General features: G+C 70.1%; 26 protein-coding genes. 5 read left to right on the top strand and 21 right to left on the bottom strand.

Annotated features, from left to right (window positions below):
* Positions 1–38: 38 nt before the first annotated feature.
* Genes ABZU99_RS00775 through ABZU99_RS00785 form a run of 3 tightly spaced genes read left to right on the top strand, consistent with a single transcriptional unit; the run spans position 39 to position 2,190 of the window.
* On the top strand, positions 39–821 hold the full coding sequence (locus tag ABZU99_RS00775) for an ATP-binding cassette domain-containing protein (RefSeq protein ID WP_356044352.1): 783 nt from the start codon (positions 39–41) through the stop codon (positions 819–821).
* 17 nt (positions 822–838) lie between these two features.
* Complete coding sequence (locus tag ABZU99_RS00780; protein ID WP_355951103.1) at positions 839–1,594, top strand: ABC transporter permease; 756 nt, start codon at positions 839–841, stop codon at positions 1,592–1,594.
* Positions 1,595–1,617: 23 nt separating this feature from the next.
* Positions 1,618–2,190, top strand: a complete 573-nt coding sequence (locus tag ABZU99_RS00785; protein ID WP_355951101.1) for a cob(I)yrinic acid a,c-diamide adenosyltransferase — start codon at positions 1,618–1,620, stop codon at positions 2,188–2,190.
* 63 nt (positions 2,191–2,253) lie between these two features.
* Here ABZU99_RS00785 and ABZU99_RS00790 read toward each other — a convergent pair whose 3' ends face one another.
* Complete coding sequence (locus tag ABZU99_RS00790) at positions 2,254–2,805, bottom strand: hypothetical protein (protein ID WP_356044348.1); 552 nt, start codon at positions 2,803–2,805, stop codon at positions 2,254–2,256.
* A 160-nt stretch (positions 2,806–2,965) separates the two neighbouring features.
* Between ABZU99_RS00790 and ABZU99_RS00795 the strand changes: the two genes are divergently transcribed.
* The gene (locus ABZU99_RS00795) at positions 2,966–4,186 is read left to right on the top strand and encodes a histidine kinase (protein ID WP_356044345.1); all 1,221 of its coding nucleotides are present in this window, start codon (positions 2,966–2,968) and stop codon (positions 4,184–4,186) included.
* A gap of 37 nt (positions 4,187–4,223) precedes the next feature.
* A complete protein-coding gene (locus ABZU99_RS00800; RefSeq protein ID WP_355951096.1) occupies positions 4,224–4,904 on the top strand; it encodes a response regulator transcription factor in 681 nt (226 codons plus the stop codon).
* A gap of 53 nt (positions 4,905–4,957) precedes the next feature.
* Here ABZU99_RS00800 and ABZU99_RS00805 read toward each other — a convergent pair whose 3' ends face one another.
* From ABZU99_RS00805 to thrB, 20 genes are all read right to left on the bottom strand, one after another.
* Complete coding sequence (locus ABZU99_RS00805) at positions 4,958–5,413, bottom strand: DUF2550 domain-containing protein (protein WP_355951094.1); 456 nt, start codon at positions 5,411–5,413, stop codon at positions 4,958–4,960.
* A gap of 118 nt (positions 5,414–5,531) precedes the next feature.
* Positions 5,532–5,909 carry a F0F1 ATP synthase subunit epsilon gene (locus ABZU99_RS00810; protein WP_355951091.1) on the bottom strand — a complete coding sequence of 126 codons (378 nt, stop codon included), beginning with the start codon at positions 5,907–5,909 and terminating at the stop codon, positions 5,532–5,534.
* Positions 5,910–6,019: 110 nt separating this feature from the next.
* The gene (gene atpD, locus ABZU99_RS00815) at positions 6,020–7,474 is read right to left on the bottom strand and encodes a F0F1 ATP synthase subunit beta (protein ID WP_355951088.1); all 1,455 of its coding nucleotides are present in this window, start codon (positions 7,472–7,474) and stop codon (positions 6,020–6,022) included.
* 5 nt (positions 7,475–7,479) lie between these two features.
* The gene (locus ABZU99_RS00820) at positions 7,480–8,424 is read right to left on the bottom strand and encodes a F0F1 ATP synthase subunit gamma (RefSeq protein WP_355951085.1); all 945 of its coding nucleotides are present in this window, start codon (positions 8,422–8,424) and stop codon (positions 7,480–7,482) included.
* Positions 8,425–8,426: 2 nt separating this feature from the next.
* Entirely contained in the window at positions 8,427–9,998 is a 1,572-nt protein-coding gene (gene atpA, locus ABZU99_RS00825; protein WP_355951082.1) for a F0F1 ATP synthase subunit alpha, read from the bottom strand.
* 88 nt (positions 9,999–10,086) lie between these two features.
* Entirely contained in the window at positions 10,087–10,902 is an 816-nt protein-coding gene (locus tag ABZU99_RS00830; protein WP_355951079.1) for a F0F1 ATP synthase subunit delta, read from the bottom strand.
* Positions 10,899–11,459, bottom strand: coding sequence for a F0F1 ATP synthase subunit B (locus ABZU99_RS00835; protein ID WP_355951077.1), 561 nt, complete (start codon positions 11,457–11,459; stop codon positions 10,899–10,901). The genes ABZU99_RS00830 and ABZU99_RS00835 overlap by 4 nt, the downstream gene beginning before the upstream one ends.
* 41 nt (positions 11,460–11,500) lie before the next feature.
* Positions 11,501–11,752 carry a F0F1 ATP synthase subunit C gene (locus ABZU99_RS00840; protein ID WP_351509907.1) on the bottom strand — a complete coding sequence of 84 codons (252 nt, stop codon included), beginning with the start codon at positions 11,750–11,752 and terminating at the stop codon, positions 11,501–11,503.
* A 76-nt stretch (positions 11,753–11,828) separates the two neighbouring features.
* The gene (atpB, locus tag ABZU99_RS00845) at positions 11,829–12,638 is read right to left on the bottom strand and encodes a F0F1 ATP synthase subunit A (protein WP_355951073.1); all 810 of its coding nucleotides are present in this window, start codon (positions 12,636–12,638) and stop codon (positions 11,829–11,831) included.
* 264 nt (positions 12,639–12,902) lie between these two features.
* Positions 12,903–13,358 (bottom strand): hypothetical protein, encoded by a 456-nt coding sequence (locus ABZU99_RS00850; RefSeq protein ID WP_355951070.1) that lies wholly within the window; start codon positions 13,356–13,358, stop codon positions 12,903–12,905.
* A gap of 244 nt (positions 13,359–13,602) precedes the next feature.
* Positions 13,603–14,949 (bottom strand): MraY family glycosyltransferase, encoded by a 1,347-nt coding sequence (locus ABZU99_RS00855; protein ID WP_356044337.1) that lies wholly within the window; start codon positions 14,947–14,949, stop codon positions 13,603–13,605.
* 190 nt (positions 14,950–15,139) lie between these two features.
* Positions 15,140–16,405, bottom strand: coding sequence for a serine hydroxymethyltransferase (gene glyA, locus ABZU99_RS00860; RefSeq protein ID WP_355951064.1), 1,266 nt, complete (start codon positions 16,403–16,405; stop codon positions 15,140–15,142).
* Between the two features lie 140 nt (positions 16,406–16,545).
* Positions 16,546–17,208, bottom strand: coding sequence for a protein-tyrosine-phosphatase (locus tag ABZU99_RS00865; protein ID WP_355951061.1), 663 nt, complete (start codon positions 17,206–17,208; stop codon positions 16,546–16,548).
* Positions 17,205–17,852, bottom strand: coding sequence for an L-threonylcarbamoyladenylate synthase (locus tag ABZU99_RS00870; protein WP_355951058.1), 648 nt, complete (start codon positions 17,850–17,852; stop codon positions 17,205–17,207). Before ABZU99_RS00870 ends, ABZU99_RS00865 begins: the two co-directional genes overlap by 4 nt.
* Before the next feature lie 47 nt (positions 17,853–17,899).
* Positions 17,900–18,745, bottom strand: a complete 846-nt coding sequence (prmC, locus tag ABZU99_RS00875) for a peptide chain release factor N(5)-glutamine methyltransferase (protein ID WP_355951055.1) — start codon at positions 18,743–18,745, stop codon at positions 17,900–17,902.
* Between the two features lie 53 nt (positions 18,746–18,798).
* The gene (gene prfA, locus ABZU99_RS00880; protein WP_355951052.1) at positions 18,799–19,869 is read right to left on the bottom strand and encodes a peptide chain release factor 1; all 1,071 of its coding nucleotides are present in this window, start codon (positions 19,867–19,869) and stop codon (positions 18,799–18,801) included.
* A gap of 124 nt (positions 19,870–19,993) precedes the next feature.
* Positions 19,994–20,218, bottom strand: a complete 225-nt coding sequence (gene rpmE, locus ABZU99_RS00885; protein WP_355951049.1) for a 50S ribosomal protein L31 — start codon at positions 20,216–20,218, stop codon at positions 19,994–19,996.
* A gap of 194 nt (positions 20,219–20,412) precedes the next feature.
* A complete protein-coding gene (locus ABZU99_RS00890) occupies positions 20,413–21,528 on the bottom strand; it encodes an LCP family protein (protein ID WP_355951047.1) in 1,116 nt (371 codons plus the stop codon).
* Positions 21,529–21,849: 321 nt separating this feature from the next.
* On the bottom strand, positions 21,850–23,985 hold the full coding sequence (rho, locus tag ABZU99_RS00895) for a transcription termination factor Rho (protein ID WP_356044331.1): 2,136 nt from the start codon (positions 23,983–23,985) through the stop codon (positions 21,850–21,852).
* 402 nt (positions 23,986–24,387) lie between these two features.
* Complete coding sequence (thrB, locus tag ABZU99_RS00900) at positions 24,388–25,302, bottom strand: homoserine kinase (protein WP_355951041.1); 915 nt, start codon at positions 25,300–25,302, stop codon at positions 24,388–24,390.
* Positions 25,303–25,516 lie beyond the last annotated feature (214 nt).

The following is a 25,516-nucleotide window of genomic DNA, read 5'->3' on the forward strand; positions in this document are numbered from 1 at the left end:
ACATTGCACTTTTGGGGTTGCTCTGCTTTTCTGGGGTCATGGCAGTCATCACGACGAGCGGGCTCGCCCGCACCTTTGAGACCAAGCGCGGTCCGGTGGAGGCCGTGCGCGGCATCGACCTGACCGTCGAACGAGGGGAGATCCTGGGCTTCCTGGGGCCCAATGGCGCGGGCAAGACCACCACGCTGCGCATGCTCACCACGCTGCTCCCACCCACCGGCGGCACCGCCACCGTGGCCGGACGCGACCTCGCCCGCGACCCGGCGGGGGTACGGCGCAAGATCGGTTACGTGGCCCAGTCCAGCGGGGTCGACCCGGCCGTCCCCGTCCGGGAGGAGCTGGTCACCCAGGGGCGGCTCTACCGGCTGACCAGGGTCGAGGCCCTTGCCCGCGCCGAGGAGCTGGCCGGGGAACTGGACCTCACCGAGCTGCTGGACCGGCCGTGCGCCGCGCTCTCCGGCGGACAGCGCCGACGGCTGGACATCGCCCTCGGCCTGACCCACCGGCCCGAGATCCTCTTCCTGGACGAGCCGACCACCGGGCTCGACCCCGGCAGCCGCGCCGAGCTGTGGGAGCTGATCCGCCGGCTGCGCTCCGAGCACGGCATGACGGTCTTTCTGACCACCCACTACCTCGACGAGGCGGACGCCCTCTCCGACCGGCTCGTCATCGTCGACCGGGGCGAAGTGGTCGCCGAGGGCACCTCCGCCGCGCTCAAGGCCGAGTACGGCGGCTCGCCGGACGCGACCTTGCAGGACACCTTCATCGCCGTCACCGGGCGCCGCGCCGCCCCGCGCGACACCGCCCCGCTCGCCGTCTGACCCCGGAAAGGGTCCTCATGCCGTATGTCATCTCGGACACCGCCCTGATCTTCGGCCGCTACGCCCGGCAGACGCTGCGCTCCAAGCCGGCCATGATCTTCGGGCTCGTCCAGCCGCTGCTCTTCCTGACCCTCTTCGGCCCGCTGCTCACGGATCTGCCGCTGGGCGGCGAGGGCAGCTCCTGGCAGACCATCGTCCCCGGCATCCTCATGCAACTCGGCATCTTCAGCGCCTCGTTCGCGGGGATAGGCCTTGTCCTGGAGAAGCGCACGGGTGTCGTCGAGCGGATGCGGGTCACCCCGGTCAGCCGGCTGGCGCTGCTCATGGGCCGGGTGCTCAAGGACGTCGTCCAGTTGCTGCTGCAGTCGGTGGTCGTGGTCGTCGTCGCCGTCGCCATGGGCCTGCGTGCGCCCGTGCTCGGCGTGGCGATCGGCTTCGTCTTCGTCGGCGTGCTCACCGTCTCGCTCGCCTCACTCTCCTACGCGCTGGCGATGCGAGCGGCCACCCCGCAGGAGTTCGCGCCGGTCATCAACTCCGTCACCATGCCCGCGATGCTGCTCTCCGGCATCCTCCTGCCGATGTCGCTCGGGCCCCACTGGCTCGATGTCGCCTCGCACTTCGTCCCGTTCCGCTATCTCGTGGACGGCGTACGGGCCGCGTTCGTCGGCGAGTACGGGGACGGGAAGATCGCGCTCGCCTCGCTGGTCGCCACCGGTCTGGCGGTCGTGGCGGTCACCGTCGGCGCCCGGCTCTTCCGGCAGGCCGGCGCGTAGGCCCGGCGCGTAGGCTCGGCCTCATGGTCAATCTCACCCGCATCTATACGCGTACCGGGGACACCGGCACCACCGCCCTCGGGGACATGAGCCGCACCGCCAAGACCGATCCCCGGATCGCCGCGTATGCCGACGCGAACGAGGCGAACGCCGCGATCGGGGTGGCCATCGCGCTGGGCGGGCTGCCCGCCGAGATCACCGAGGTCCTGCGCCGGGTCCAGAACGATCTGTTCGACGTGGGCGCGGATCTGTCCACCCCGGTGGTCGAGAACCCCGCGCATCCGCCGCTGCGCGTCGAACAGAGCTATGTCGACAAGCTAGAGGCGGACTGCGACCGCTTCCTGGCGGATCTCGACAAGCTGCGCAGCTTCATCCTCCCCGGCGGCACCCCCGGCGCCGCCCTGCTGCACCAGGCGTGCACGGTGGTACGCCGCGCCGAGCGCTCCACCTGGGCGGCGCTGGGCGAGTTCGCGGACTCCATGAACCCGCTCACCGCCACCTATCTCAACCGGCTTTCCGACCTGCTGTTCATCCTGGCCCGTTCGGCCAACAAGGAGGTCGGGGACGTACTGTGGGTGCCCGGCGAGAACCGCTGAGGCCACGCGACGCCGAAGGGCCGGGGCCGGGGACAGCGTCCCGGGCCCCGGCCCTTCGGCGGCCTACCGCACCGCTGAACCGGCCCGCTCCCGCTTCGGCCACAGCGTGTAGCTCAGGGCGATGACCACGTTGACGCCGATGGCGAAGAGCATCTTCGTCTGCCAAGCCCGCAACGAGCCGACCTCCCCGTCCTCCCCGACATACCAGATCGCCCCCTGCAGCAGCGCCATCGCGATGACCGCCGCCAGCACCCACCGGGCGGCGGTCTTCCACTCGTGCGCCGCCCGCGCCATGCCGTACTTCGGCGGCCTGACCGGCGGCGGCCCGCCGAAGAACCGGTGGGCCACCCGCGCGTCCACCCAACTGATCGTCTGATGGCCCAGGGCGACCGAGAAGCCGATGTAGACGGCGGCGAGCCCGTGCTTCCAGTCCGGCTCGGCCCCGTGCTTGAGATCGATCGCGGTCACGACCAGCAGCACCAGCTCCAGCAGCGGCTCGCACAACAGCACCACGACACTCGCCTTCGGCTTCCGCGCCGGATACCGCAGGGCCAGCCCGGCGGCCAGCAGCACCCAGAAGCCGACCTCACAGGCAATGATCAGCGCGACAATCACGGATCGCTCCCTTCGCTCCCCCTCACCGTCGCGTGCGGCACGCGCCGTCGCGTCGTCGGCGGCGATGAGACCGGACTGCATCCTTCGATGTACGCGGGCCCCCTCCGCGCGCACCCGGGAGCGGATCCGCCCGGCGCGGGCCGCGTGGTGGGATGGGGCCATGCCGTCGCGTCCACGCCTCCCACCACGCCCGCACCGCGACGATGTGCTGATCAGCCTCGGCGGGCTGCTCGGCGGGGTGGTGCTGTGGGCGCTCGGGCTGGTCAGCAACGACTGGTTCCCCGGCCTGCCGGACGCTCTGCCGCTGGTGCCGCTCACCGTGATGGCGGGCGCCGAGCTGCTGCGCAGAACCGCACCCGGGGTCGCGCTGCCGCTGGCCACGGCCGCGCTCGCCGCCGACCAGGCGAGCGGCTCGCTGATCGCGACCGTGCTGATGTTCACCGATGTGCTGTACGCGGCCGTGGTGTACGGGACATACCGGGCGGCCCGCCTCATTCCGCAGGCCACCGTCCATCTGACGGTCGTGGCCACCGTCGTACCGGTGGTGATCTTCCGTACGGCCGTATCCCTGCTGATCGGCGTGGCCTTCGGACTCGTCGTGCTGACGCCCGCCTGGACCGGATGGATCATCCGCGGCCATCGGGACACGGCGGCCACCGAGCGGCTGCGCGCCGAGCAGACGGCGCTGCTGGCCGAGCTGGACCGCCGGGAAGCGGTCACCGCCGAGCGCGCCCGGATGGCGCGCGAACTCCATGACCTGGTGGCCAACCATCTCTCGGCCATCGCGATCCACTCCACGGCCGCGCTCTCCCTGGGCGACCCCGCCGGGACCGATCGGGCGCTCGGGGTGATCCGGGAGAACAGCGTCCGGGGCCTGGCCGAGATGCGCCGTCTGATCGGGCTGCTGCGGGACGCCGGGAACGAGGACGCACCGGCCGCCGCGCCCACCCTGGACGCGCTGGACACCCTGCTGGAGCAGACGCGCACCACCACCGCACCCGGTGACGGCCAGGAGTTCGTGCTGTGCGACGAACGGCCCGCCGACGCCGCCCCGCTGCCCGCCCCGGTCGAGCTCGCCGCGTACCGCATCGTCCAGGAGTCGCTGACCAACGCGCTCAAGCATGCCGCGCCCGGCCGGGTGGACGTGACGCTGGCCCAGGTCCCGGGCGGCCCGCTGGAGGTCGGCGTCATCAGCCCGTACGACGAGGGCCCCGTCCCCCGGGCGCCCGGCTCCGGCACCGGCCTGATCGGGATGCGCGAGCGGGTGAGCCTGCTCGGCGGCACCCTCGACGCGGGCCCGGTCACCGGCCCCTCGGGCACGGTGTGGCGGGTCCGGGCCGCGCTGCCGCTCGGGGACGGGGGCGCAGCACCTCAGCCATGACCGCGCCCCGACACCGCTCATTCGACCTGGAGCCGCCGTGACCCAGCCATCCGCCGCCGCACCGAATCCGATCCGGGTGCTCGTCGCCGAGGACCAGGCATCGGTGCGCTCGGGGCTCGTGCTCATTCTGGGGTCGGCCCCCGACATCGAGGTGGTCGGCGAGGCCGAGGACGGCCGGCAGGCGGTGGACCTGGCCCGCTCGCTCCGCCCCGATCTGGTGCTCATGGATGTGCAGATGCCGCGCCTGGACGGGGTCGCGGCCACCCGTCAGGTGGTCGACGAGCAGCTGGCCGACGTGCTGGTGCTGACCACCTTCGACCTCGACGAGTACGTCTTCGGGGCGCTGCGCGCCGGGGCGGCCGGCTTTCTGCTCAAGGACAGCGACGCGGTGGGCCTGATCGACGCGGTGCGCACCGTGGCTCGCGGTGAGGGGCTGATCGCCCCGGCGGTGACCCGGAGGCTGATCGCGGAGTTCGCCCGGCCCCGCGGCCGTGCGCACGACGGGGCCGCGGCCGATCCGTCGGTGCTGGCCACGCTCACCCCGCGCGAGCGGGAGGTGCTCGGCTGTCTCGGCCAGGGGCTGTCGAACGCTCAGATCGCGGTACGGCTGTCGATGGCGGAAGCGACCGTGAAGACCCACGTCAGCCGGCTGCTGGGCAAACTGGAGCTGCGCAGCAGGGTCCAGGCGGCGGTGCTGGCCCAGGAGCTGGGGGTGTAGCGGACGGCCGCCCCATGGAGGAGACGGCCCTGTGAGAGGGCCCTGCGCGGGCCCTACGCGACGTTGACGCGCTGACCGGGAGGCGCCGCCTCCAGCCAGGCCAGAAATCCGGTGAGGGCGTCCTCGCTCATCGCGAGCTCCAGCCGGGTGCCGCTGTGCCGGCACGCGAGGACGACCGCGTCGGAGAGCAGCGCGAGCTCCTCCTCGCCCTTGGGCGTACGCCGCTCCAGCACCTCGATCTGTGAGCGCTCCAGGACACGGCGGGGCCTCGGCGCGTAGGAGAAGACCCGGAACCACTCGATCCGGTCACCGTTGTAACGGGCGACCCCGTACACCCACCCCTTGCCGCTGGGCTCCGGCTCGGACTCCGGTCCGGGCGCGCCCCACCGCAGCGAACAGTCAAAGGTTCCGCCGGACCGCTGGATCAGCCGCCGGCGGAGACCGAAGACGAAGAGTCCCACCACCACCAGCGCGACGACCACGCCGCTCACAAGCAGAGCGAGGACCATCTTCACCGACCTCCTCGCGTCATCCGGAAAAACCGCACCTGCATCGCCTCAGCCGCGGATCGCTGAAGAGAGCTCCAGCGAGGTCCGCGGCTGAGGGTTTCGACCGTACGTGACAGGCTCAGTGCGCTCCCGCCACCGCACGCAGCCGGACATCGGCGCGCCGCTCGGCGGCGGCGTCCGCCTCCGCCTTGGCCCGCTCCAACGCCCGCTCCGCGCGCTTGACATCGATCTCGTCGGACAGCTCCGCCACCTCGGCGAGCAGCGAGAGCTTGTCGTCCGAGAACGAGATGAAGCCGCCGTGCACCGCGGCGACGACCGTTCCGCCACCGCTCGTACGGATGGTCACCGGGCCGGACTCCAGCACACCGAGCAGCGGCTGGTGGCCGGGCATGACGCCGATGTCACCCGATGTGGTGCGCGCGATCACCAAGGTGGCCGTGCCGGACCAGACACTACGGTCCGCCGCGACCATCTCGACGTGCAGCTCAGCAGCCAACGTGGCTCCTCGGGTCTCCACCTGTCGGGTACGACAGGGCTTTCGTCAAAGAATAACGGGCGTGCGGAGAGGGGTGGGACCGGGCCCACCCCTCTCCAGAGCTACGGGGCTCAGGAGACGCCCAGCTCCTTGGCCTTCTTCTTCAGGTCGTCCAGACCACCGCACATGAAGAACGCCTGCTCCGGGAAGTGGTCGAACTCACCGTCGGCGATCGCGTTGAACGCGGCGATGGACTCGTCCAGCGGAACGTCCGATCCGTCGAGACCGGTGAACTGCTTCGCCGCGTGGGTGTTCTGCGACAGGAAGCGCTCGATACGGCGGGCGCGGAAGACGGTGAGCTTGTCCTCCTCGCCGAGCTCGTCGATGCCCAGGATGTTGATGATGTCCTGGAGATCCTTGTACTTCTGCAGGATCGACTTGACGCGCATGGCGCAGTCGTAGTGCTGCTGCGAGATGTAGCGCGGGTCCAGGATCCGGGACGTCGAGTCCAGCGGGTCCACCGCCGGGTAGATGCCCTTCTCCGAGATCGGCCGGGAGAGCACCGTGGTCGCGTCGAGGTGCGCGAAGGTGGTCGCCGGGGCCGGGTCGGTCAGGTCGTCCGCGGGGACGTAGATCGCCTGCATCGAGGTGATCGAGTGACCACGGGTCGAGGTGATGCGCTCCTGCAGGATGCCCATCTCGTCGGCCAGGTTCGGCTGGTAGCCCACCGCGGAGGGCATGCGGCCGAGCAGGGTCGAGACCTCGGAACCGGCCTGGGTGAAGCGGAAGATGTTGTCGATGAAGAACAGCACGTCCTGCTTCTGCACATCGCGGAAGTACTCCGCCATGGTCAGACCGGCCAGGGCCACGCGCAGACGGGTGCCCGGGGGCTCGTCCATCTGGCCGAAGACCAGCGCGGTCTGCGGGAGTACGCCGGACTCGGCCATCTCCTCGATCAGGTCGTTGCCCTCACGGGTGCGCTCGCCGACGCCGGCGAACACGGAAACGCCCTCGTGCAGCTTGGCCACACGCATGATCATTTCCTGGATGAGGACGGTCTTGCCGACGCCCGCGCCGCCGAACAGACCGATCTTGCCGCCCTTGACGTACGGGGTCAGCAGGTCGACGACCTTCAGACCGGTCTCGAACATCTCGGTCTTGGACTCGAGCTGGTCGAACGCCGGCGCCTTGCGGTGGATGGGCCAGCGCTCGGTGACCTCGGACTCGGCCTCGGGCTCGTTGAGGATCTTGCCGAGGGTGTTGAACACCCGGCCCTTGGTGACATCGCCGACGGGCACGGTGATGCCGTCGCCGGTGTTGGTCACCGCGGCCTGGCGGACCAGGCCGTCGGTGGGCTCCATGGAGATGGCGCGGACCAGGCCCTCGCCGAGGTGCTGCGCGACCTCGAGGGTCAGGGTCTTCTTCTCACCCGCCCGGGCGGGGTCGGAGACCTCGACGGTCAGTGCGTTGTAGATGTCCGGCATCGCGTCGACGGGGAACTCCACGTCGACGACCGGGCCGATGACCCGCGAGACGCGGCCGGTGGCCACGCCGCCAGGAGCGGTCGGCTCAACAGTGGTGGTCATAGTTGTCAGTCACTCCCCGCAGAGGCGTCGGCCAGAGCGCTCGCGCCACCGACGATCTCGCTGATTTCCTGGGTGATGTCGGCCTGGCGGGCCGCATTGGCAAGTCGCGTGAGCGACTTGATGAGCTCTTCGGCGTTGTCGGTCGCCGACTTCATCGCCCGCCGGGTGGCCGCGTGCTTGGAGGCAGCGGCCTGGAGCAGGGCGTTGTAGATACGGGACTCGACGTACCGCGGCAGCAGCGCGTCGAGCACCTCCTCCGCCGACGGCTCGAACTCGAAGAGGGGAAGGATTTCGCCCTTCTTCGCCTGCTCGTCCGCCGACCCCGCGGCGTCAGCCTCAGCCGCTGGTGTCTCTGTGAGGCTGAGCGGCAGCAGCCGGTCGGTCTTCGGCGTCTGCGTCAGCATCGAGACGAACTCGGTGGCCACGATGTGGAGCTCGTCCACGCCGCCGTCGGCCGTGTCCTTGAGGACCGCCTCGATCAGCGGGCCGGCCACCTTCTTGGCGTCCGCGTAGGTCGGGTTGTCGGTGAAGCCGGACCACGACTCCGTGACCTTGCGCTCACGGAAGCCGTAGTAGGCCACGCCCTTGCGGCCGACGATGTAGGCGTCGACCTCCTTGCCCTGCGCGACAAGCCGCTCGGTGAGCTGCTCGGCCGCCTTGATGACGTTGGAGGAGTAGCCGCCGGCCAGACCGCGGTCGCTCGTGATGAGCAGCAGCGCGGCCCGCGTCGGGTTCTCCGCCTCGGTGGTGAGCGGGTGCTGGGTGGTGGAGCCGGTGGCAACCGCGCCCACCGCCCGGGTGAGCTCACTGGCGTACGGAGTCGACGCGGCCACCCGGCGCTGCGCCTTGACGACGCGCGAGGCGGCGATCATCTCCATCGCCTTGGTGATCTTCTTGGTCGCAGAGATGGACTTGATCCGCCTCTTGTAGACCCGGAGCTGGGCACCCATGCTCAGCCCTCGCCCAGCAGCTTGCCGTCCGAGGTCTCGAACTGCCGCTTGAAGCTGTCAACGGCCTCGCCGAGGGCCTGGATGGTGTCGTCGGACATCTTGCCGCCCTCGACGATGCTGGTCAGCAGCCCCTTGTGCTCACGGTGGAGGTAGTCGAGCAGCTCGCGCTCGAAGCGGCTGATGTCCTCGACCGGGACGTCGTCCAGCTTGCCGTTGGTGCCCGCCCAGATCGAGACGATCTCGTCCTCGGTGGAGTACGGGTTGTACTGCGGCTGCTTCAGCAGCTCGACCATGCGCGCACCGCGCTCCAGCGATGCCTTGGAGGCCGCGTCCAGGTCGGAGCCGAAGGCGGCGAACGCCTCGAGCTCGCGGTACTGGGCGAGGTCCACCCGGAGCCGGCCGGACACCTGGCGCATGGCCTTGTGCTGGGCGGAGCCACCGACTCGGGAGACCGAGATGCCGACGTTCAGCGCCGGGCGCTGACCGGCGTTGAACAGGTCGGACTCCAGGAAGCACTGGCCGTCGGTGATGGAGATGACGTTGGTCGGAATGAACGCCGAGACGTCGTTGGCCTTGGTCTCGACGATCGGCAGACCGGTCATCGAGCCGGCACCCATCTCCTCGGAGAGCTTGGCGCAGCGCTCCAGCAGCCGGGAGTGCAGGTAGAAGACGTCGCCCGGGTATGCCTCACGGCCCGGCGGACGGCGCAGCAGCAGGGAGACGGCGCGGTAGGCGTCGGCCTGCTTGGACAGGTCGTCGAAGACGATCAGGACGTGCTTGCCCTGGTACATCCAGTGCTGACCGATGGCCGAGCCGGTGTAGGGGGCCAGGTACTTGAAGCCCGCCGGGTCGGACGCCGGGGAAGCGACGATCGTCGTGTACTCCAGGGCGCCGGCCTCCTCCAGCGCGGCGCGCACGCCGGCGATGGTGGAGCCCTTCTGACCGATGGCGACGTAGATGCAGCGGACCTGCTTCTTCGGGTCGCCGGAGCGCCAGTTGTCACGCTGGTTGATGATCGTGTCGACGCACAGCGCGGTCTTGCCGGTCTGGCGGTCGCCGATGATCAGCTGGCGCTGGCCGCGGCCGATCGGGGTCATCGCGTCGACGGCCTTGTAGCCGGTCTCCATCGGCTCGTGCACCGACTTGCGCTGCATGACCGTGGGGGCCTGCAGCTCGAGGGCGCGCCGCCCCTCGGTCTCGATCTCGCCGAGGCCGTCGATCGGGGTGCCCAGCGGGTCGACGACGCGGCCGAGGTAGCCCTCGCCGACGGCGACCGAAAGAACCTCACCGGTGCGCTGCACCGGCTGGCCCTCCTCGATGCCGCTGAACTCACCGAGGACAACGGCACCAATCTCGCGCTCCTCGAGGTTGAGGGCGAGGCCGAGGGTGCCGTCCTCGAACTTCAGCAGCTCGTTCGCCATGGCCGAGGGAAGACCCTCGACCTTCGCGATGCCGTCGCCGGCAACGCTGACCGTACCGACCTCCTCGCGCGAGGCCGCGTCCGGCTTGTACGCCTGGACAAAGTTCTCCAGTGCGTCCCGGATCTCCTCCGGCCGGATCGTGAGCTCCGCCATCTGGGTTCCCTGCTCTCCTTGTTGGGCCCGAAGTGTCTGACTACGGCCCAACTCGGGCCGCTTGTATGCTTGTTGAGTTGGTGGCTGGTCAGCCGGCGATTCGCCGGGCCGCCTCGTCGAGGCGATCCGCGACGGTCCCGTTGATGACCTCGTCGCCGATGCGCACCATGACCCCGCCGAGGACCTCGGGGTCCACATCGAGGTTGAGGTGCATCTTGCGGCCGTACAGCTTCGCCAGTGCCGCGCCGAGACGCTGCTTCTGCTGGTCACTGAGCGGCACCGCCGAGGTCACGACCGCGACCATACGGTCCCGGCGCGCCGCGGCGAGCTTGGTGAGGGCGTCGAGCCCCGCCTCCAGGCTACGTCCCCGCGGATGTGTCACAAGGCGCACGACGAGCCGCACGGTCACCGCGTCGGCCCGGCCGCCCAGCAGCTCGCGCACCAGCGCGGCCTTGGCCGCCGACCTCGCGGCCCGGTCGGTCAGCGCGGCGCGCAGCTCGGTCGAGGAGGAGACGATCCGGCCGAACCGGAACAGCTCGTCCTCGACATCGTCCAGAGTGCCGGCCCGCAGGGCCGCCACCAGGTCCGCGGTGTCCGCCAGCTCCTCGATCGCGTCCACGAGGTCGCGCGAGCGCGACCAGCGGGAGCGGACCATGCCGGAGACCAGGTCGATGGTCTCGCCGCCGACCTGCCCGCGCAGCAGACGCCCGGCCAGCTCGGCCTTGGCCTCGCCGGGCTGCGCCGGGTCGGTGAGGACCCGGCGCAGCGAGACCTCGCGGTCGAGCAGCGCGGTGACGGCGGCCAGCTCTTCGGCGAGCTTCGTCGCGTCGACGGAGGTGTTGTCCGTCAGGGCGTCGAGGCGCTCACGCGCGGCTGCCAGTGCCTCCCGGCTCGCTCCGATCATCGGCCGGCCTCGGCCTTCGAGCCGTCGGCCGCCTTGGCCTCGAGCTCGTCGAGGAACCGGTCGATGGTGCGGCTCTGCCGGGCGACGTCCTCAAGGGACTCGCCGACCAGCTTGCCGGCCAGGTCGGTGGCGAGCTTGCCCACGTCCTGGCGCAGCGCCTGAGCGGCCTGCTTCCGGTCGGCCTCGATCTGGGCGTGACCGGCGGCGATGATCTCCTCACGCTGCCGCTGGCCTTCCGCACGCATCTCGGCGATCAGTGCGGCACCCTGCTCCTGCGCCTCCTGGCGCAGTCGCGCGGCCTCGTGACGGGCGTCGGCGAGCTGGGCGCGGTAGTCCTCGAGGACCTGCTGGGCCTCGGCCTGGGTGGCCTCGGCCTTCTCCATGCCGCCTTCGATCGCCTTGCGACGCTCCTCCAGAACACGGTTGATGTTCGGGAGGAGCTTCTTGGCGAAGAAGAAGAAAACGATGGCGAAGGCGATGAGGCCGATGACAACTTCCGGCCACTCGGGGAGGAGGGGGTTCTGCTCCTCGGCCGCCAGCTGTGTCAGGGCTTTCACATCATTGCCTTTCGTCGAAAACGACTCGCGCTACGCCGACGTCACTTGTAGGGGTAGACGAACGGCATGACCAGACCGATCAGGGCCAGCGCCTCACAGAGGACGAAGCCGAGGATCTGGTTGGCGCGGATCAGACCGGCCGCCTCGGGCTGGCGGGCGAGCGCCTGGGTGCCGTTACCGAAGATGATGCCGACGCCGACGCCGGGGCCGATGGCCGCGAGGCCGTAGCCGATCGAGCCGAGGTTGCCCTTGATCTGGACAGCGTCTGCGGCGAGGGTCTGGAGAGCGGACATGCCGTTTCTTCCTTCTCTTTCACGGACCGGCGGGGGTTGGCCACCGGACACATTGGGGTCTGGGCTGGCTGGCTTGTCAGTGGTGCTCGGCGAGAGCGCCCTGGATGTAGGCGCAGGCCAGCAGGACGAAGACGTAGGCCTGAAGGGCCTGGATGAACAGCTCGAACATGGTCAGCAGGATGACCATCACGAACGAGACGCTGGCGTACGCGATGCCGACGCCGTTCAGCAGGTACCAGCTGGCGATCGTGAAGATCAGCAACAGGACGTGGCCCGCGAACATGTTCGCGAAGAGCCGGACGGCGTGGGTGAACGGCCGGATGAGGAGGTTGGACAACGTCTCCAGGAACATCACCAGCGGCAGCACCGGGCCGAGCGACTTGTCGTAGCCGGTGATGTTCTTCCAGCCGCCGACAAAGCCGTGCTTCTTGAAGGTGAGGCTCACCCACAGGACGTAGACGACCGCGGCGAGCCCCGCGGGGAAGGCGATGATCGACGTCGCCGGGAACTGGGCCAGCGGTACGACCGACCACAGGTTCATGATCCACACGAAGAAGAACAGCGAGACCATGAGGGGGACGTACTTGTCGCCCTCCTTCTTGCCCAGCGCCTCGTAGACGATGCCGCGGCGTACGAAGTCGTAGCCCGCCTCGCCGACCAGCTGCAGCTTTCCGGGGACGACCTTGGCCTTCCCGAAGGCGGCCCAGAAGAAGACCACGACGACCACGGAGCCCAGGAGAGCCAGGAGGATTGGCTTGTTGATCTCGAAGCCGCCGATCGTGGCGATCGGCTCGAACGTGAACGAATGGAGCCCCGGGGCCGGAAAGCCGCACCCGTTGAAGATGTGGCAATCGGTCTCGAAGGCGAGCGTCTGGTCAGGACTCACCGCGAGCTCCTTCAGCGTGGCGCATGGGTACGGCAACCTCGTTGTGTCGGCGCGGCGCACGGCCACGGAGCGGCACTGGACTGGTCATACGGATATGGGCGTGAATCGTCGGCGCGTGGCCGAGGGTCGGGTAGGGCATCAGCTGCCTGGGCCGCCGATTCCATCCCGTGGAACCCGGGGGTTCAGCTACCTGCGCCTGCTGTGCCTCAGATGGCACCGGACGATAGCAGGTGAGCGGATGTCCCCTTATACCGGCCCTACTGATCACGACGGAGACCCGGCGGGCGTACCCTTCTTCGCCCCCTCGGGCTTACGTTCGTCCTCGGCTTCCGGCTGCACATAAAGGATCTTGGCCTTCATATGGGCGCGGGTCTGCGCGGCGATCCACGTCAGCGTCGCGGCCAGCAGAGAGAAGGCGAATGCCCTGGTGTTGAACAGGGTGGTGTCCTTGAAGACGGCCAGCACCACGGCGACCAGCAGGAACTGCACCATGTAGAGCGCGAGCCCCATCATCTGGAACAGCTGCGGCAGATGCTTGGCGGTGCGCTCCAGGATGATCAGGTCGACCGCCATGAGTGCGGCCACCAGAATCGCCCCGAAAGCGGCCCCGATCGCACCCTTTCCACCGGCGAGCACAGAACTGACAGCGACGGCGACCACCCCGACCACGGCGGTGGGCACTGCGCAACTCAGCAGCGTTCTGGCGTCGTTGGACTGCATGAAGGGTTTCTCCGGCAAGTGTCGGAAGCAACGATTCGTCGTGGACGAGCGTATCCCCGGGAATGAGGGAAACCACGCGACGGTGGCCGTCGCAGCTACGGCCCCTCAGCCTGTGCACCGGGTTTAGTGAACGGTATCACAAACTATTTGATGAGGTCTTTACCCGTCTTGTGTGCTCGACGTCACACACAAGAGTTATGGAACGTGTAGGGAGTTGACTCCTTGAGCGTGACCGGACACGTGGTTATCGGGAGGTTCCGATCCTCCGCCGGTGGGCGAGGCCGGACCGGTCGCCGATCGCGGTGGCCCCGTTCAGCCCGGGCGGCGGCGTCATCACCTCGGGTGCGATGGTCTCCGGGGCGGGCTGCCCGGGCACCTCCGGCTCCGCGATCCGCTCGGCCACCGCACCGGCCCGCCCGCCGCGCCGCCGGTAGCGCGGCGGTACGAACGCCTCCGCCCAGATCGGCACCCGCGGAGTGAAGCGGGGCAGCAGCAACAGCACCAGGCCCACCGCGCTGAGCGCGACGATCGCGAGGATGAACCACACGCCGGCGGTGTTCACCGAGTACGCCACCGCGCCGAAGGCGATCAGCGCCGACCAGAAGTACATGATCATGACGGCCCGGCTGTGCGAGTGGCCGATCTCCAGCAGCCGGTGGTGCAGATGGCCGCGGTCCGCCGCGAACGGCGACTGGCCCCGCCAGGTGCGCCGGACGATGGCCAGCACCAGATCGGCGAAGGGCACCGCGATGACGGTGAGCGGCAGCAGCAGCGGGATGTAGACCGGGACGGTGGCGTGCACCGCGGCGGTCTTGGACCCGTGGAAGAACAGCTTCATCGCGTCCGGGTCCACCTGGCCGGTGATGGAGATGGCGCCCGCCGCGAGCACCAGCCCGATGAGCATCGAGCCCGAGTCGCCCATGAAGATCCGCGCCGGGTGGATGTTGTGCGGCAGGAAGCCCACGCACATGCCCATGAGGATGGCGGCGAACAGGGTCGCGGGGGCGGCGGCCTCCAGGCCGTAGCCGTACCAGATGCGGTACGCGTACATGAAGAACGCGGCGGCGGCGATGCACACCATGCCCGACGCCAGACCGTCCAGACCGTCGACGAAGTTGACCGCGTTGATGGTGATCACGACCAGGGCGACCGTGAGCAGCGTGCCCTGCCAGGGCGTGAGGGAGACCGGTCCCACACCGGGCACCGGCAGCCACAGGATGGTCAGACCCTGCAGCACCATGACACCCGCGGCGATCATCTGGCCGCCGAGCTTGATCAGCGCGTCCACGCCCCACTTGTCGTCCAGCACCCCGAGCAGCCAGATCAGCCCGGCACCGGACAGCAGCGCCCGCGGCTCGTTGGAGAGCTCGAAGACGTCCTTGAGGTTGCTGAGGTGCGCGGCGACCAGCAGTCCGGCGCACAACCCGCCGAACATCGCGATGCCACCGAGTCGCGGTGTGGGCTCACGGTGCACATCACGGGCACGGATCTCCGGCATCGCGCCGGCCGCGACCGCGAACTTCCGCACGGGCCCGGTCAGCAGATAGGTCACCGCGGCCGTGATGCACAGAGTCAGTAGGTATTCACGCACCTATTCCCCAGAAGATCGCGAGGGCAGATCAGGGCCACACCCTAGAAGACCTCACCCTAGCCTGCTCCGGTTCCCGATGTGCCCGGGACGGGGGCGGCGTGGGGTGCCCCACAGACGCCTCCTCGCACCTGCGATGTCCTCGGGAGGCCCGGGTCCTCACCAAAGCGGTGCCGAATCCTCACCCGCCCCGCTATGCCGGATACGGGGGAAAACCGGCCGCCAGCTCCTTGACCTCCGCGCGCACGCCCCGCATCCGTGGCGCCGTCTCCTCCTCGCGCAGCGCGATGGCGATCAGCGCGCCGATCCGCGCCATCTCGCCCTCCCCCATCCCCTGCGTCGTCACGGCCGCGGTGCCCAGCCGCAGCCCCTTGACGCAGCCGCCCGGCTCGGTGGCGGAGGCCAGCGCGCAGATGTCGAGCACGATCCCGGCGGCGGCGCAGCGGGCGCGGGCGGTCGGTGCGTCCAGGCCCAGCGGGGTGACGTCCGCGGTGACCATGTGGGTGTCGGTGCCCCCGGTGACGACCGCCAGCCCCTCCTGGGCCAGGGCGTCGGCGAGCGCCCGGCCGTTGGCGACCACCCGCTGGGCGTAGGCGGTGAAGGCGGGCACCGCGGCTTCGGCGAAGGCGACGGCCTTGGCGGCGACCGAGTTCATCTGGGCACCGCCCTGGGTGAACGGGAACACCGCCCGGTCGATCCGTTCGGCGAGCTCCGCGCCGCACAGCAGCATCCCGCCGCGCGGTCCCCGCAGCACCTTGTGCGTGGTCGCGCACACCACGTCGGCGTACGGCACCGGGTTCGGCGCGGCCTTCCCTGCCACCAGGCCGATGGGGTGTGCGGCGTCGGCGATGAGGGAGGCGTTCACCTCGTCCGCGATGGCGCGGAAGGTGGCGTAGTCGAGATGGCGGGGGTAGGAGATCGAACCGCACACGATCGCCTTGGGCCGGTGCGCGCGCGCCAGACCCAGCACCTCGTCGTAGTCGATCAGTCCGGTGGCCGGATCGACGCCGTAGCCGATGAACTCGAACCAGCGGCCGGAGAAGTTGGACCGGGAGCCATGGGTGAGATGGCCGCCGTGCGGCAGCGCCATCGCCAGCACGGTGTCGCCGGGCCGCAGCAGCGCGGCGTACGCGGCGAGCACCGCCGAAGAGCCCGAGTGCGGCTGCACATTGGCGTGCTCGGCGCCGAACAGGGCCTTCGCCCGGTCCATGGCCACCCGCTCGGCGATGTCCACCAGCTCGCAGCCGCCGTGGTGGCGGGCGCCGGGATAGCCCTCGGCGTACTTGTTGGCCAGCGGCGAGGCCAGCGCCGCCAGCACGGCCGGCGAGGTGAAGTTCTCCGCGGCGATCAGCTGGAGCCCGCTGGAGACGCGCTCGGCCTCGCTCAGGATGATGCCCGCGAGCTCGGGGTCCTGACGGGCGAGCGCGTCGAAATCGGGGCCCCAGGGGATGACGGCCATGGCATGCTCACAGCCTTGGGAGGGGTCAGGTCATCGGGTTTGTCACCCCCAAGGTAGGCCCGGGACGCCGTCTCCGCGCGCCGTGGGATCCCTGCCGGGGCTCGGGGTCACCAGGGGGACACGCCGGGGCCACGCCGGGGCTACGCCGGGGCGGGGACCCCCGTCAGCGCCGTCACGACCGGGTCCAGAGCCTGGTTGATCTCGTCCCCGATGGAGCGGAAGAAGGTGATGGGCGCCCCGTACGGGTCGTGCACCTCGTCCGCCTCCTCGTTGGGCGCCAGGAGCCAGCCGCGCAGCGCGGCCGCCGCCCGCACCAGGGCGCGGGCGCGCTCGACCACGCCGCCCGCCTCCTCCGGATCGGGCAGCGTCGCGGGGTCTATGGCCCGTACCAGCCGGGTGAACTCCTTGAGGGTGAAGGTGCGCAGTCCCGCCGAGTGGCCCATCGAGATGACCTGGGCGCGGTGGTCACGCGTCGCGGTCAGCACGAGGTCGGCGCGGATGACGTGCTCGTCCAGCAGCTCACGGCCGATGAAGCCGGCCGGGTCGGCGCCGAGGTCGGTCAGGACGGTCGCGGCGTGCGCCTCCATGGGGGCGCCCTCATGGCCCCAGGTGCCGGCGCTCTCCACGATCAGACCGCTGGTGCGGGCGTTTCCGAGGCGGTGGGTGAGGGCATGCCGGGTCAGCCGCTCGGTGATCGGCGAGCGGCAGACGTTCCCGGTGCTGACGTGGAGGATGCGGAAGGAGATCTCGGCGTTCTTCGCCCGGTGTTCCGCTATGCCACGCCCCGTCTCAGGGGCTGTCAATTGGCCACCTCGAGGTCGGGTACGACCTCGCGGAGCTGCTCGGCGGTGAGCGCGCCCGCGCGGAGCAGCACCGGCACCTTGCCGGTGACGTCGACGATGGAGGACGGTACGGCGGCGGGGGTCGGCCCGCCGTCGAGGTAGACCGAGACGGAGTCGCCGAGCATGTCCTGAGCGGCGTCGCAGTCCTGCGGGGACGGGTGTCCGGTGAGGTTGGCGCTGGAGACCGCCATCGGGCCGAAGTCCGTCAGCAGCTCGATCGCGACCGGGTGCAGCGGCATCCGCACCGCGACGGTGCCCCGGGTCTCCCCGAGGTCCCAGGTGAGCGACGGCTGGTGGCGGGTGACGAGGGTGAGCGCGCCCGGCCAGAAGGCGTCGACGAGCTCCCACGCCTGCTCGGAGAAGTCGGTGACCAGGCCGTGCAGAGTGTTCGGGGAGCCGACGAGGACAGGGGTCGGCATGTTCCGGCCGCGGCCCTTGGCCTCCAGCAGGTCGCCGACCGCCTCGGCGTTGAAGGCGTCCGCACCGATCCCGTAGACAGTGTCGGTGGGCAGCACGACCAGTTCGCCGCGGCGGACGGCGGAGGCGGCCTCGCGCAGGCCGGTCTTGCGGTCGGTCGCGTCCCCGCAGTCGTATCGCCGTGCCATTTAACGGACCTCCTCGTACGTGGCCAATGTGTGGTGCGGTGCCGCCGTCACGGCATGGCCTTCCGCGCGGTGGCGAACCGGGGCCGTTTGTTCAGGTCGGGGTGGTCGGCGGCGTCCGCCCAGCCACGCTCCTCCGTGAAGATCCACGGCACCTGGCCGCCCTGGGTGTCTGCGTGTTCGATGACCACCACGCCCCCCGGGCGCAGCAGCCGGTGGGCGGTGCGCTCAAGGCCGCGGATCACATCGAGGCCGTCCTCACCGGAGAAGAGCGCGAGCTGGGGGTCGTGGTCGCGGGCCTCCGGCGCGACGTACTCCCACTCGGTCAGCGGGATGTACGGCGGGTTGCTGATGACGAGGTCCACCTGCCCGTCGAGCTCCGGCAGCGCCGTCAACGCGTCTCCGTGCTGAAGAACGACGCGGGACCCCTCGACGTTCTTGCGGGCCCAGCGCAGGGCGCCCTCGTCCAGCTCCACCGCGTGCACCCGGGAGCGCGGCACCTCCTGCGCGAGGGCCAGGGCGATGGCCCCGGAGCCGGTGCACAGATCGACGATGAGCGGTTCGACGACATCCATGGCGCGGACCGCGTCTATGGCCCAGCCCACCACCGACTCGGTCTCCGGCCGGGGCACGAAGACCCCCGGTCCGACCTGGAGCTCCAGATAGCGGAAGAAGGCACGGCCGGTGATGTGCTGCAGGGGCTCGCGGGCCTCGCGGCGGGCGACCGCCTCCCAGTAGCGGGCGTCGAAGTCGGCGTCGGCGACGCCGTGCAGCTCTCCCCGCTTGACGCCGTGCACAAAGGCGGCGAGCTCCTCCGCGTCGAAGCGCGGAGAGGGCACGCCCGCGTCGGCCAGCCGCTGAGTGGCCTGGGCCACCTCGGCGAGCAGCACATTCACTGAATTCCTCCAGCCGGTCCGGACAAGGGCACGTCAGCTTTCCTGGCGCGTGCTTACTGCGCGGCCGCGAGCTTGGCGGCCGCGTCGGCGTCGACGCACGCCTGGATGACCGGGTCGAGTTCGCCGTCGAGCACCTGGTCCAAGTTGTACGCCTTGAAGCCGACCCGGTGGTCCGAGATGCGGTTTTCCGGGAAGTTGTACGTACGGATCCGCTCGGACCGGTCAACGGTGCGGACCTGGCTGCGGCGGGCGTCCGACGCCTCCCGCTCGGCCTCCTCCTGGGCCGCGGCCAGCAGCCGCGAGCGCAGGATGCGCAGCGCCTGCTCCTTGTTCTGGAGCTGGCTCTTCTCGTTCTGGCAGGAGACGACGATGCCCGTGGGCAGGTGGGTGATGCGCACCGCGGAGTCGGTGGTGTTGACCGACTGGCCGCCGGGGCCCGAGGAGCGGTAGACGTCGATCCGCAGATCGTTGGGGCCGATCTCCACCTCGACCTCCTCGGCTTCCGGCGTGACCAGCACACCGGCAGCGGAGGTGTGGATACGGCCCTGCGACTCGGTGGCGGGCACACGCTGCACGCGGTGCACCCCGCCCTCGTACTTCAGCCGGGCCCAGACGCCCTGGCCGGGCTCGATCGTGCCCCTGGCCTTGACCGCGACCTGCACGTCCTTGTAGCCGCCGAGGTCGGACTCATTGGCGTCGATGATCTCGGTCTTCCAGCCGATCCGCTCGGCGTACCGCAGATACATCCGCAGCAGGTCGCCCGCGAACAGGGCCGACTCCTCGCCGCCCTCGCCCGCCTTGACCTCCAGGATCACGTCCTTGTCGTCGCTCGGGTCGCGCGGGACGAGCAGCAGGCGGAGCCGGTCGGTCAGCGCCTCGCGCCGCAGCTCCAGCTCCTTGACCTCGTCCGCGAAGTCGGGATCGTCCTGGGCCAGCTCCTGGGCGGTCTCCAGGTCGTCCCCGGTCTGCTTCCACGAGCGGTAGGCGCCGATGATCGGGGTCAGCTCGGCGTAGCGCTTGCTGAGCCGCTTCGCCTCGCGCTGGTCGGCGTGGACCGCGGGGTCGGCGAGCCGCTTCTCGAGGTCGGCGTGTTCGCCGATCAGTTCCTCGACCGCCTCGAACATCGGGGGCTCCCTGGGTGGTCTTCGTGGATGCTGCGGGGGTGGATCCGGTAGGGCCGGTGACGACAAAACGCCGGTCCGGTCGCCCCAGGAAAGGGGCGACCGAAGACCGGCGCCGTGCGGGTCGCTACTTCTTGGCGGACCCGGCGGACTTGCCGAAGCGGGCCTCGAACCGCGCCACACGGCCACCGGTGTCGAGGATCTTCTGCTTACCCGTGTAGAACGGGTGGCACTCGGAGCAGATGTCGGCGCGGATGGCGCCGCCGCTCACGGTGCTGCGGGTGGTGAAGGACGCGCCGCAGGTGCAGCTGACCTGCGTCTCGACGTACTCCGGGTGGATGTCGCGCTTCAAGGGAATCTCCTAGGTTCGGGAGGGCACCGGGTCGACGGGCGGGTTGCCTGTCGTGAACCGGGACCGACGGTCCAGTTTGCCAGCACTGGCCGCATCCCCCAAAACCGGGGGTGGGGCCCGGTTATTCCCCGGGCCCCCGGGGCCCTACTTTGCCCGGGCCCCCGGGGCCCTGCTTTCCCCGGACCCCCGGGGCCCTACTTGACGACCTTCCCCGCGTCGGTGGCGTCGCCCGCCGAGCCCTTGGTGGCCGAGGCCGGGATGGTCTGGTCGTGGCGGAGCGCCGTCCACATCAGATGGGCCTTGCGCTCCATGGGCAGCACCCGGGCCGGGTTCTCGGGGTCGTACCGCACGGGCAGCGTCGTCATCTTCATGTTGCCCGGACCGATGCCCTTGAGGCTCTCGGCGAAGCCCTTCAGCTTGTTCACCGAGGCCAGGTCGGAGTCGGTGGTGAGCGCCTTGGTGGAGGTGTCCGCCAGGTTGTACAGCTTCTGCGGGTTGCCGAACAGGTCGACGTGCTTGATCTGCTCGAGGAGCGCCTTGACGAACGCCTGCTGGAGCTTGATCCGGCCCAGGTCGCTGCCGTCCCCGACACCATGCCGGGTCCGCACCAGGCCGAGGGCCTGCTCGCCGTCGAGGGTGTGCGGGCCCGCCTCCAGGTCGAGGTGGCTCTTCGGGTCGTGGATCGGCGAGGTGGTGGTGATGTTGACGCCACCGAGGTCGTTGATGAGCTGCTTGAAGCCGGAGAAGTCGACCTCGAGGAAGTGGTCCATGCGTATGCCCGTCATGGACTCGATGGTCTTCACGGTGCAGGCCGGGCCGCCGACTTCGTAGGCGCTGTTGAACATGGCCTCCCGCACGGCGGGGGACTTCTGGCCGCCCTTGGCGCAGGAGGGGCGCTTGACGAGGGTGTCCCGCGGGATGCTGACCACGCTGGCCTTCTTGTGGCCCTTGTAGACATGGACGATCATCGCCGTGTCGGAGCGGGAGGTGCCCTCGTCCTTGCCGTACTTGGCGTTCTTGCCGGCGCGGGAGTCGGAGCCGAGGACGAGGATGTCCATCGAGCCGTTGTCGACGTTCTTGGGGCGGTCGGGGCCGAGGGCGGCGTTGACGTCGACGCCGGTCAGATTGCCGTTGAGCTTGAAGTAGAGATAGCCGAGGCCGGCTCCGCCGAGCACCACCACCGCGGCCAGCGTCCACACCACATAGTGCGCGGCCCTGCGGCGCGTGCTGGGCCCCTTGCGGCGTCGGCCGCCGGTGGCGGCGCCACGGGCGCGGTGGCGGCCCGGCGTTATGTTGCTGTCCTCAGCCATGTGCTCCTCAGTCCTCGTCTGTGCCCGGATACCCCCTGCCGTCACGGTCAGGCGCGACGTGGTTGTCTCGACCTGACAGATGGAAGGCCGTGCGCCAGGGTTGCACACCGAGTTCGTCGGGTTTTGTTGTGGGGCTGCCACAGTGCCGTTCGTCCCCTTCGTCCCCCTTAATGCTCTGACCAGCACTTTCGCGCGCGATAACGGCACAGCGGCCGGTCCGTGACGGATCCGGCCGCTGTGGTTCAGATCTCATGCCGATTTCATGCCGAAGGGCCTCCCCACCACGGCGGGGAGGCCCTTCGGCTACGGAACGTGTCCGATTCAGTCGCCGTTGCCCGGAGTGGGCGTGGTCTTGGCGATCTGCATCAGGAACTCGGCGTTCGACTTCGTCTGCTTCATCTTGTCCAGCAGCAGCTCGATCGCCTGCTGCGAGTCGAGCGCGTGCAGCACCCGGCGCAGCTTCCAGACGATGCTCAGCTCCTCGGGAGCCAGCAGGATCTCTTCCTTACGGGTGCTCGACGGGTCGACGTCCACCGCCGGGAAGATGCGCTTGTCCGCGAGCTTCCGGTCGAGCTTGAGCTCCATGTTGCCGGTGCCCTTGAACTCCTCGAAGATCACCTCGTCCATCCGCGAGCCGGTCTCGACCAGCGCGGTGGCCAGGATGGTCAGCGAGCCGCCGTCCTCGATGTTGCGCGCCGCACCGAAGAACTTCTTCGGCGGGTAGAGCGCGGTCGAGTCGACACCACCGGACAGGATGCGGCCGGAGGCGGGCGCCGCCAGGTTGTAGGCGCGGCCCAGACGGGTGATCGAGTCCAGCAGCACGACCACGTCATGACCCAGCTCGACCAGGCGCTTGGCCCGCTCGATCGCCAGCTCGGCGACGGTGGTGTGGTCCTCGGCCGGACGGTCGAAGGTCGAGGAGATGACCTCGCCCTTGACCGACCGCTGCATGTCGGTGACCTCTTCCGGACGCTCGTCGACGAGGACGACCATCAGATGGCACTCGGGGCTGTTGCGGGTGATCGCGTTGGCGACCGCCTGCATGATCATGGTCTTACCGGTCTTCGGCGGGGCCACGATCAGACCGCGCTGGCCCTTGCCGATCGGCGCGACCAGGTCGATGATCCGGGTCGTGAGGCCGCCGGCCTCAGTCTCCAGACGCAGCCGGTCCTGCGGGTAAAGCGGCGTCAGCTTGCCGAACTCCGGCCGCCCGCGCCCGGTTTCGGGCGCCATGCCGTTGACCGAGTCGAGGCGGACCAGCGCGTTGAACTTCTCGCGGCGCTCCCCCTCGCGCGGCTGGCGGACCGCACCGGTGACATGGTCACCCTTGCGCAGACCGTTCTTACGGACCTGCGCGAGCGAGACGTACACATCGTTCGGGCCCGGCAGGTAGCCGGAGGTCCGGATGAACGCGTAGTTGTCGAGGATGTCGAGGATGCCCGCGACCGGGATCAGGACATCGTCCTCGGCGACCTGCGGCTCATTGCCGAAGTCCTCGCGGCCACGGCGGCCACGGCGGTCGCGGTAGCGGCCGCGGCGTCCACGGCGCCCGCCCTCGAAGTCGTCGTCGGCCTCCTCGGCGCGCTGCTGGCCCTGGCCGCGCCCGTCGCGCTGCTGGCGACCGCCGCCCTGCTGGCCGTCGTCGCCCTTGCCGCCGCGGCGGTCACCGCGGTCACCGCGGTCACCGCGGTCACGCTGGCCGCGCTCCCGGCGGTCGCCCTTCTGGCCGCGCTCCTGGCGGTCGCCGCCCTTGGCGCCCTTGCCCTCGGCGGTCTCCACGGCGGCCTCGGCCTTCGCGTCGGCCTTGGTCTCCGACCTGGCGGAGCCGGCCACGTCGGCCCGGGTCTCCGTCTTGGTCTCGACGGCGGTGGCCGTGCCACCGGACTCGGCGGGGGTGGCTGTCGGCGAGGTCGCCCGACGGCGTCGGCGCTCACCGGCCGGCTGCTCGTCGGCGGCGGGTTCACCGGGCTGGCCCGGGATGTCAATCTGCTGCTGCGCGACGGCCTTGTCGGCCTTGTCGGCCTTCTCGGCGTCCGCCGCCTTGCCGGCGCCATTGGCCTTGTCCGCGGCGGCGTCGCCGCCGCCCTCGCCCGTACGGGCCTTGGATGTGGCTCGGCGCTTCGGCTTGGTCGCCCCCTCCGCTGCGGACGGGGCGGCCTCGGTGCCCTGGGCTCCGCTGGAGCCCGCGGCCTGCTTCTCCTTGATGACCTCGATCAGCTGGCCTTTGCGCATCCGCGCGGTGCCCTTGATGCCAAGGCTCGAGGCGAGCTGCTGCAGCTCGGCCAGGACCATGGCGTCAAGGCCGGTGCCCGAGCGGCGTCGCCGCGGGGCAGTGCCAGTGGCAGCACCGGTGGCAGGCGCGGCGGGAGCGTCCGTAGCGGGCGCGTCGGCGTTGCCGACACCGCTGTCGGAGGTGCCGGAGGCGTTCACGCCCATCAGATCGGTGGTGTCGCTCACGAAGGGTCCTTCCCTGGAGCGGGCGTCGGCCTGTCTGGCTCGGCGACCGGTTGTGCTGTCCGGCTGTGGTCCTTCTCGTGCGGACCGGGCCGGGGCGGTGGTCCGCCGGGTACGGCGGAGAGAAATTTCTTGGTTCCGGCGGGACGGGAGGCTCACTGGGATCCGCCACGCCGATTCCGGAGCGTGCTCGCTACTGCTCAGGCAGGCTGCTCAGGCAGTGGGGGAGGCTCCCGGAAGAAGGGTGGTCCCGGATGGGGACACTGAGCACTGCGCCTCCGAATACATCCAAGAGGCTGCACGTGCAGACTTGAGGTTAACACTACCGGATCCAACAAACATTCCCCCTCTCCAAGACCGGCACATCGAATTTCCCAGGCCCGGGGCCCGCCCCCGGCCGCTGTGTCAGGTGAGCGGCAGGACGCTCGCCCCCCCGGCGTCGAGAGCCAGCCGGTTGGCGGCCCACCCCTCACCCGCCAGTCGTGCGACCTTGTCGGCCGCACCGTCCTCGACCAGCGCGAGCACCGTCGGCCCCGCGCCGGAGATGACCGCGGGGACGCCGTCCGCGCGCAGTCGGTTCACCAGGGCCACGCTCTCGGGCATCGCCGGAGCCCGGTATTCCTGGTGCAGCCGGTCCTCCGTCGCCGCGAACAGCAGCTCGGGACGCCTGGTCAGGGCCTCCACGAGCAGGGCCGCCCGTCCCGCGTTGACCGCCGCGTCCACATGCGGCACGGTGCGCGGCAGCAGTCCGCGGGCGGCCTCCGTCAGCACGGGCTTCCCGGGCACGAAGACCACCGGAACGATGGAATCGGCTGGGTCCATTCTGATCGCCCGGGCGGCTCCCGCGTCCGTCCAGGCGAGGGTGAAGCCGCCGAGCAGACAGGCGGCGACATTGTCGGGGTGGCCCTCGATCTCGGTGGCCAGCTCCAGCAGCGCCTCGTCGTCGAGCCTCTCGGCGCCGCCTATCGTCACGGCGCGCGCGGCGACGATCCCGGCGCAGATGGCCGCGGACGACGAACCCAGGCCCCGGCCGTGCGGAATGCGGTTGGCGCAGACCACCTCAAGGCCGCGCGGCTGCCCGCCCAGCAGGTCGAACGCGGTGCGCAGGGACCGTACGAGCAGATGGCTCTCATCGCGCGGGAGGGTCTCGGCGCCTTCGCCCGCGATGTCCACATGGAGACCGGAGTCGGCCACCCGGACGACCACGTCGTCATAGAGCCCCAGGGCGAGGCCGAGGGCATCGAAGCCGGGACCGAGATTGGCGCTCGAGGCGGGGACGCGCACTCGGACGGCGGCGGCGCGGAACGCTGGACCGGCCATCGCTCGATGACTCTCCTTGTGTGACGTGAGATTGCTCGAAGAGGTACGGAACACCGCGAGAGACGCGCACGCGAAGTACGGCGACGCCGCGCAGAGGTGAGCGCTCTGCGTCGGGGCGGATTCAGTACAGCCTATCGAAGGAAGGTTCTGTGGCGACATAGGGCGCACGGGAGGCGCACGATGCGTGTCGCGCTCCCTGCCGTCGTCCACGACC

Origin of the sequence: Streptomyces sp. NPDC005266 (assembly GCF_040607655.1) — a bacterium.
Lineage (GTDB): Bacteria > Actinomycetota > Actinomycetes > Streptomycetales > Streptomycetaceae > Streptomyces.

Bases quoted from the DNA above. Each gene is read 5' to 3' on its own strand.
- ABZU99_RS00775 (WP_356044352.1), top strand. From the start codon at position 39: ATGGCAGTCATCACGACGAGCGGGCTCGCCCGCACCTTTGAGACCAAG.
- ABZU99_RS00780 (WP_355951103.1), top strand. From the start codon at position 839: ATGCCGTATGTCATCTCGGACACCGCCCTGATCTTCGGCCGCTACGCC.
- ABZU99_RS00785 (WP_355951101.1), top strand. From the start codon at position 1,618: ATGGTCAATCTCACCCGCATCTATACGCGTACCGGGGACACCGGCACC.
- ABZU99_RS00795 (WP_356044345.1), top strand. From the start codon at position 2,966: ATGCCGTCGCGTCCACGCCTCCCACCACGCCCGCACCGCGACGATGTG.
- ABZU99_RS00805 (WP_355951094.1), bottom strand. From the start codon at position 5,413: ATGGTCCTCGCTCTGCTTGTGAGCGGCGTGGTCGTCGCGCTGGTGGTG.
- atpD (WP_355951088.1), bottom strand. From the start codon at position 7,474: ATGACCACCACTGTTGAGCCGACCGCTCCTGGCGGCGTGGCCACCGGC.
- ABZU99_RS00820 (WP_355951085.1), bottom strand. From the start codon at position 8,424: ATGGGTGCCCAGCTCCGGGTCTACAAGAGGCGGATCAAGTCCATCTCT.
- atpA (WP_355951082.1), bottom strand. From the start codon at position 9,998: ATGGCGGAGCTCACGATCCGGCCGGAGGAGATCCGGGACGCACTGGAG.
- ABZU99_RS00830 (WP_355951079.1), bottom strand. From the start codon at position 10,902: ATGATCGGAGCGAGCCGGGAGGCACTGGCAGCCGCGCGTGAGCGCCTC.
- ABZU99_RS00840 (WP_351509907.1), bottom strand. From the start codon at position 11,752: ATGTCCGCTCTCCAGACCCTCGCCGCAGACGCTGTCCAGATCAAGGGC.
- ABZU99_RS00850 (WP_355951070.1), bottom strand. From the start codon at position 13,358: ATGCAGTCCAACGACGCCAGAACGCTGCTGAGTTGCGCAGTGCCCACC.
- glyA (WP_355951064.1), bottom strand. From the start codon at position 16,405: ATGGCCGTCATCCCCTGGGGCCCCGATTTCGACGCGCTCGCCCGTCAG.
- ABZU99_RS00870 (WP_355951058.1), bottom strand. From the start codon at position 17,852: ATGGCACGGCGATACGACTGCGGGGACGCGACCGACCGCAAGACCGGC.
- prfA (WP_355951052.1), bottom strand. From the start codon at position 19,869: ATGTTCGAGGCGGTCGAGGAACTGATCGGCGAACACGCCGACCTCGAG.
- ABZU99_RS00890 (WP_355951047.1), bottom strand. From the start codon at position 21,528: ATGGCTGAGGACAGCAACATAACGCCGGGCCGCCACCGCGCCCGTGGC.
- thrB (WP_355951041.1), bottom strand. From the start codon at position 25,302: ATGGCCGGTCCAGCGTTCCGCGCCGCCGCCGTCCGAGTGCGCGTCCCC.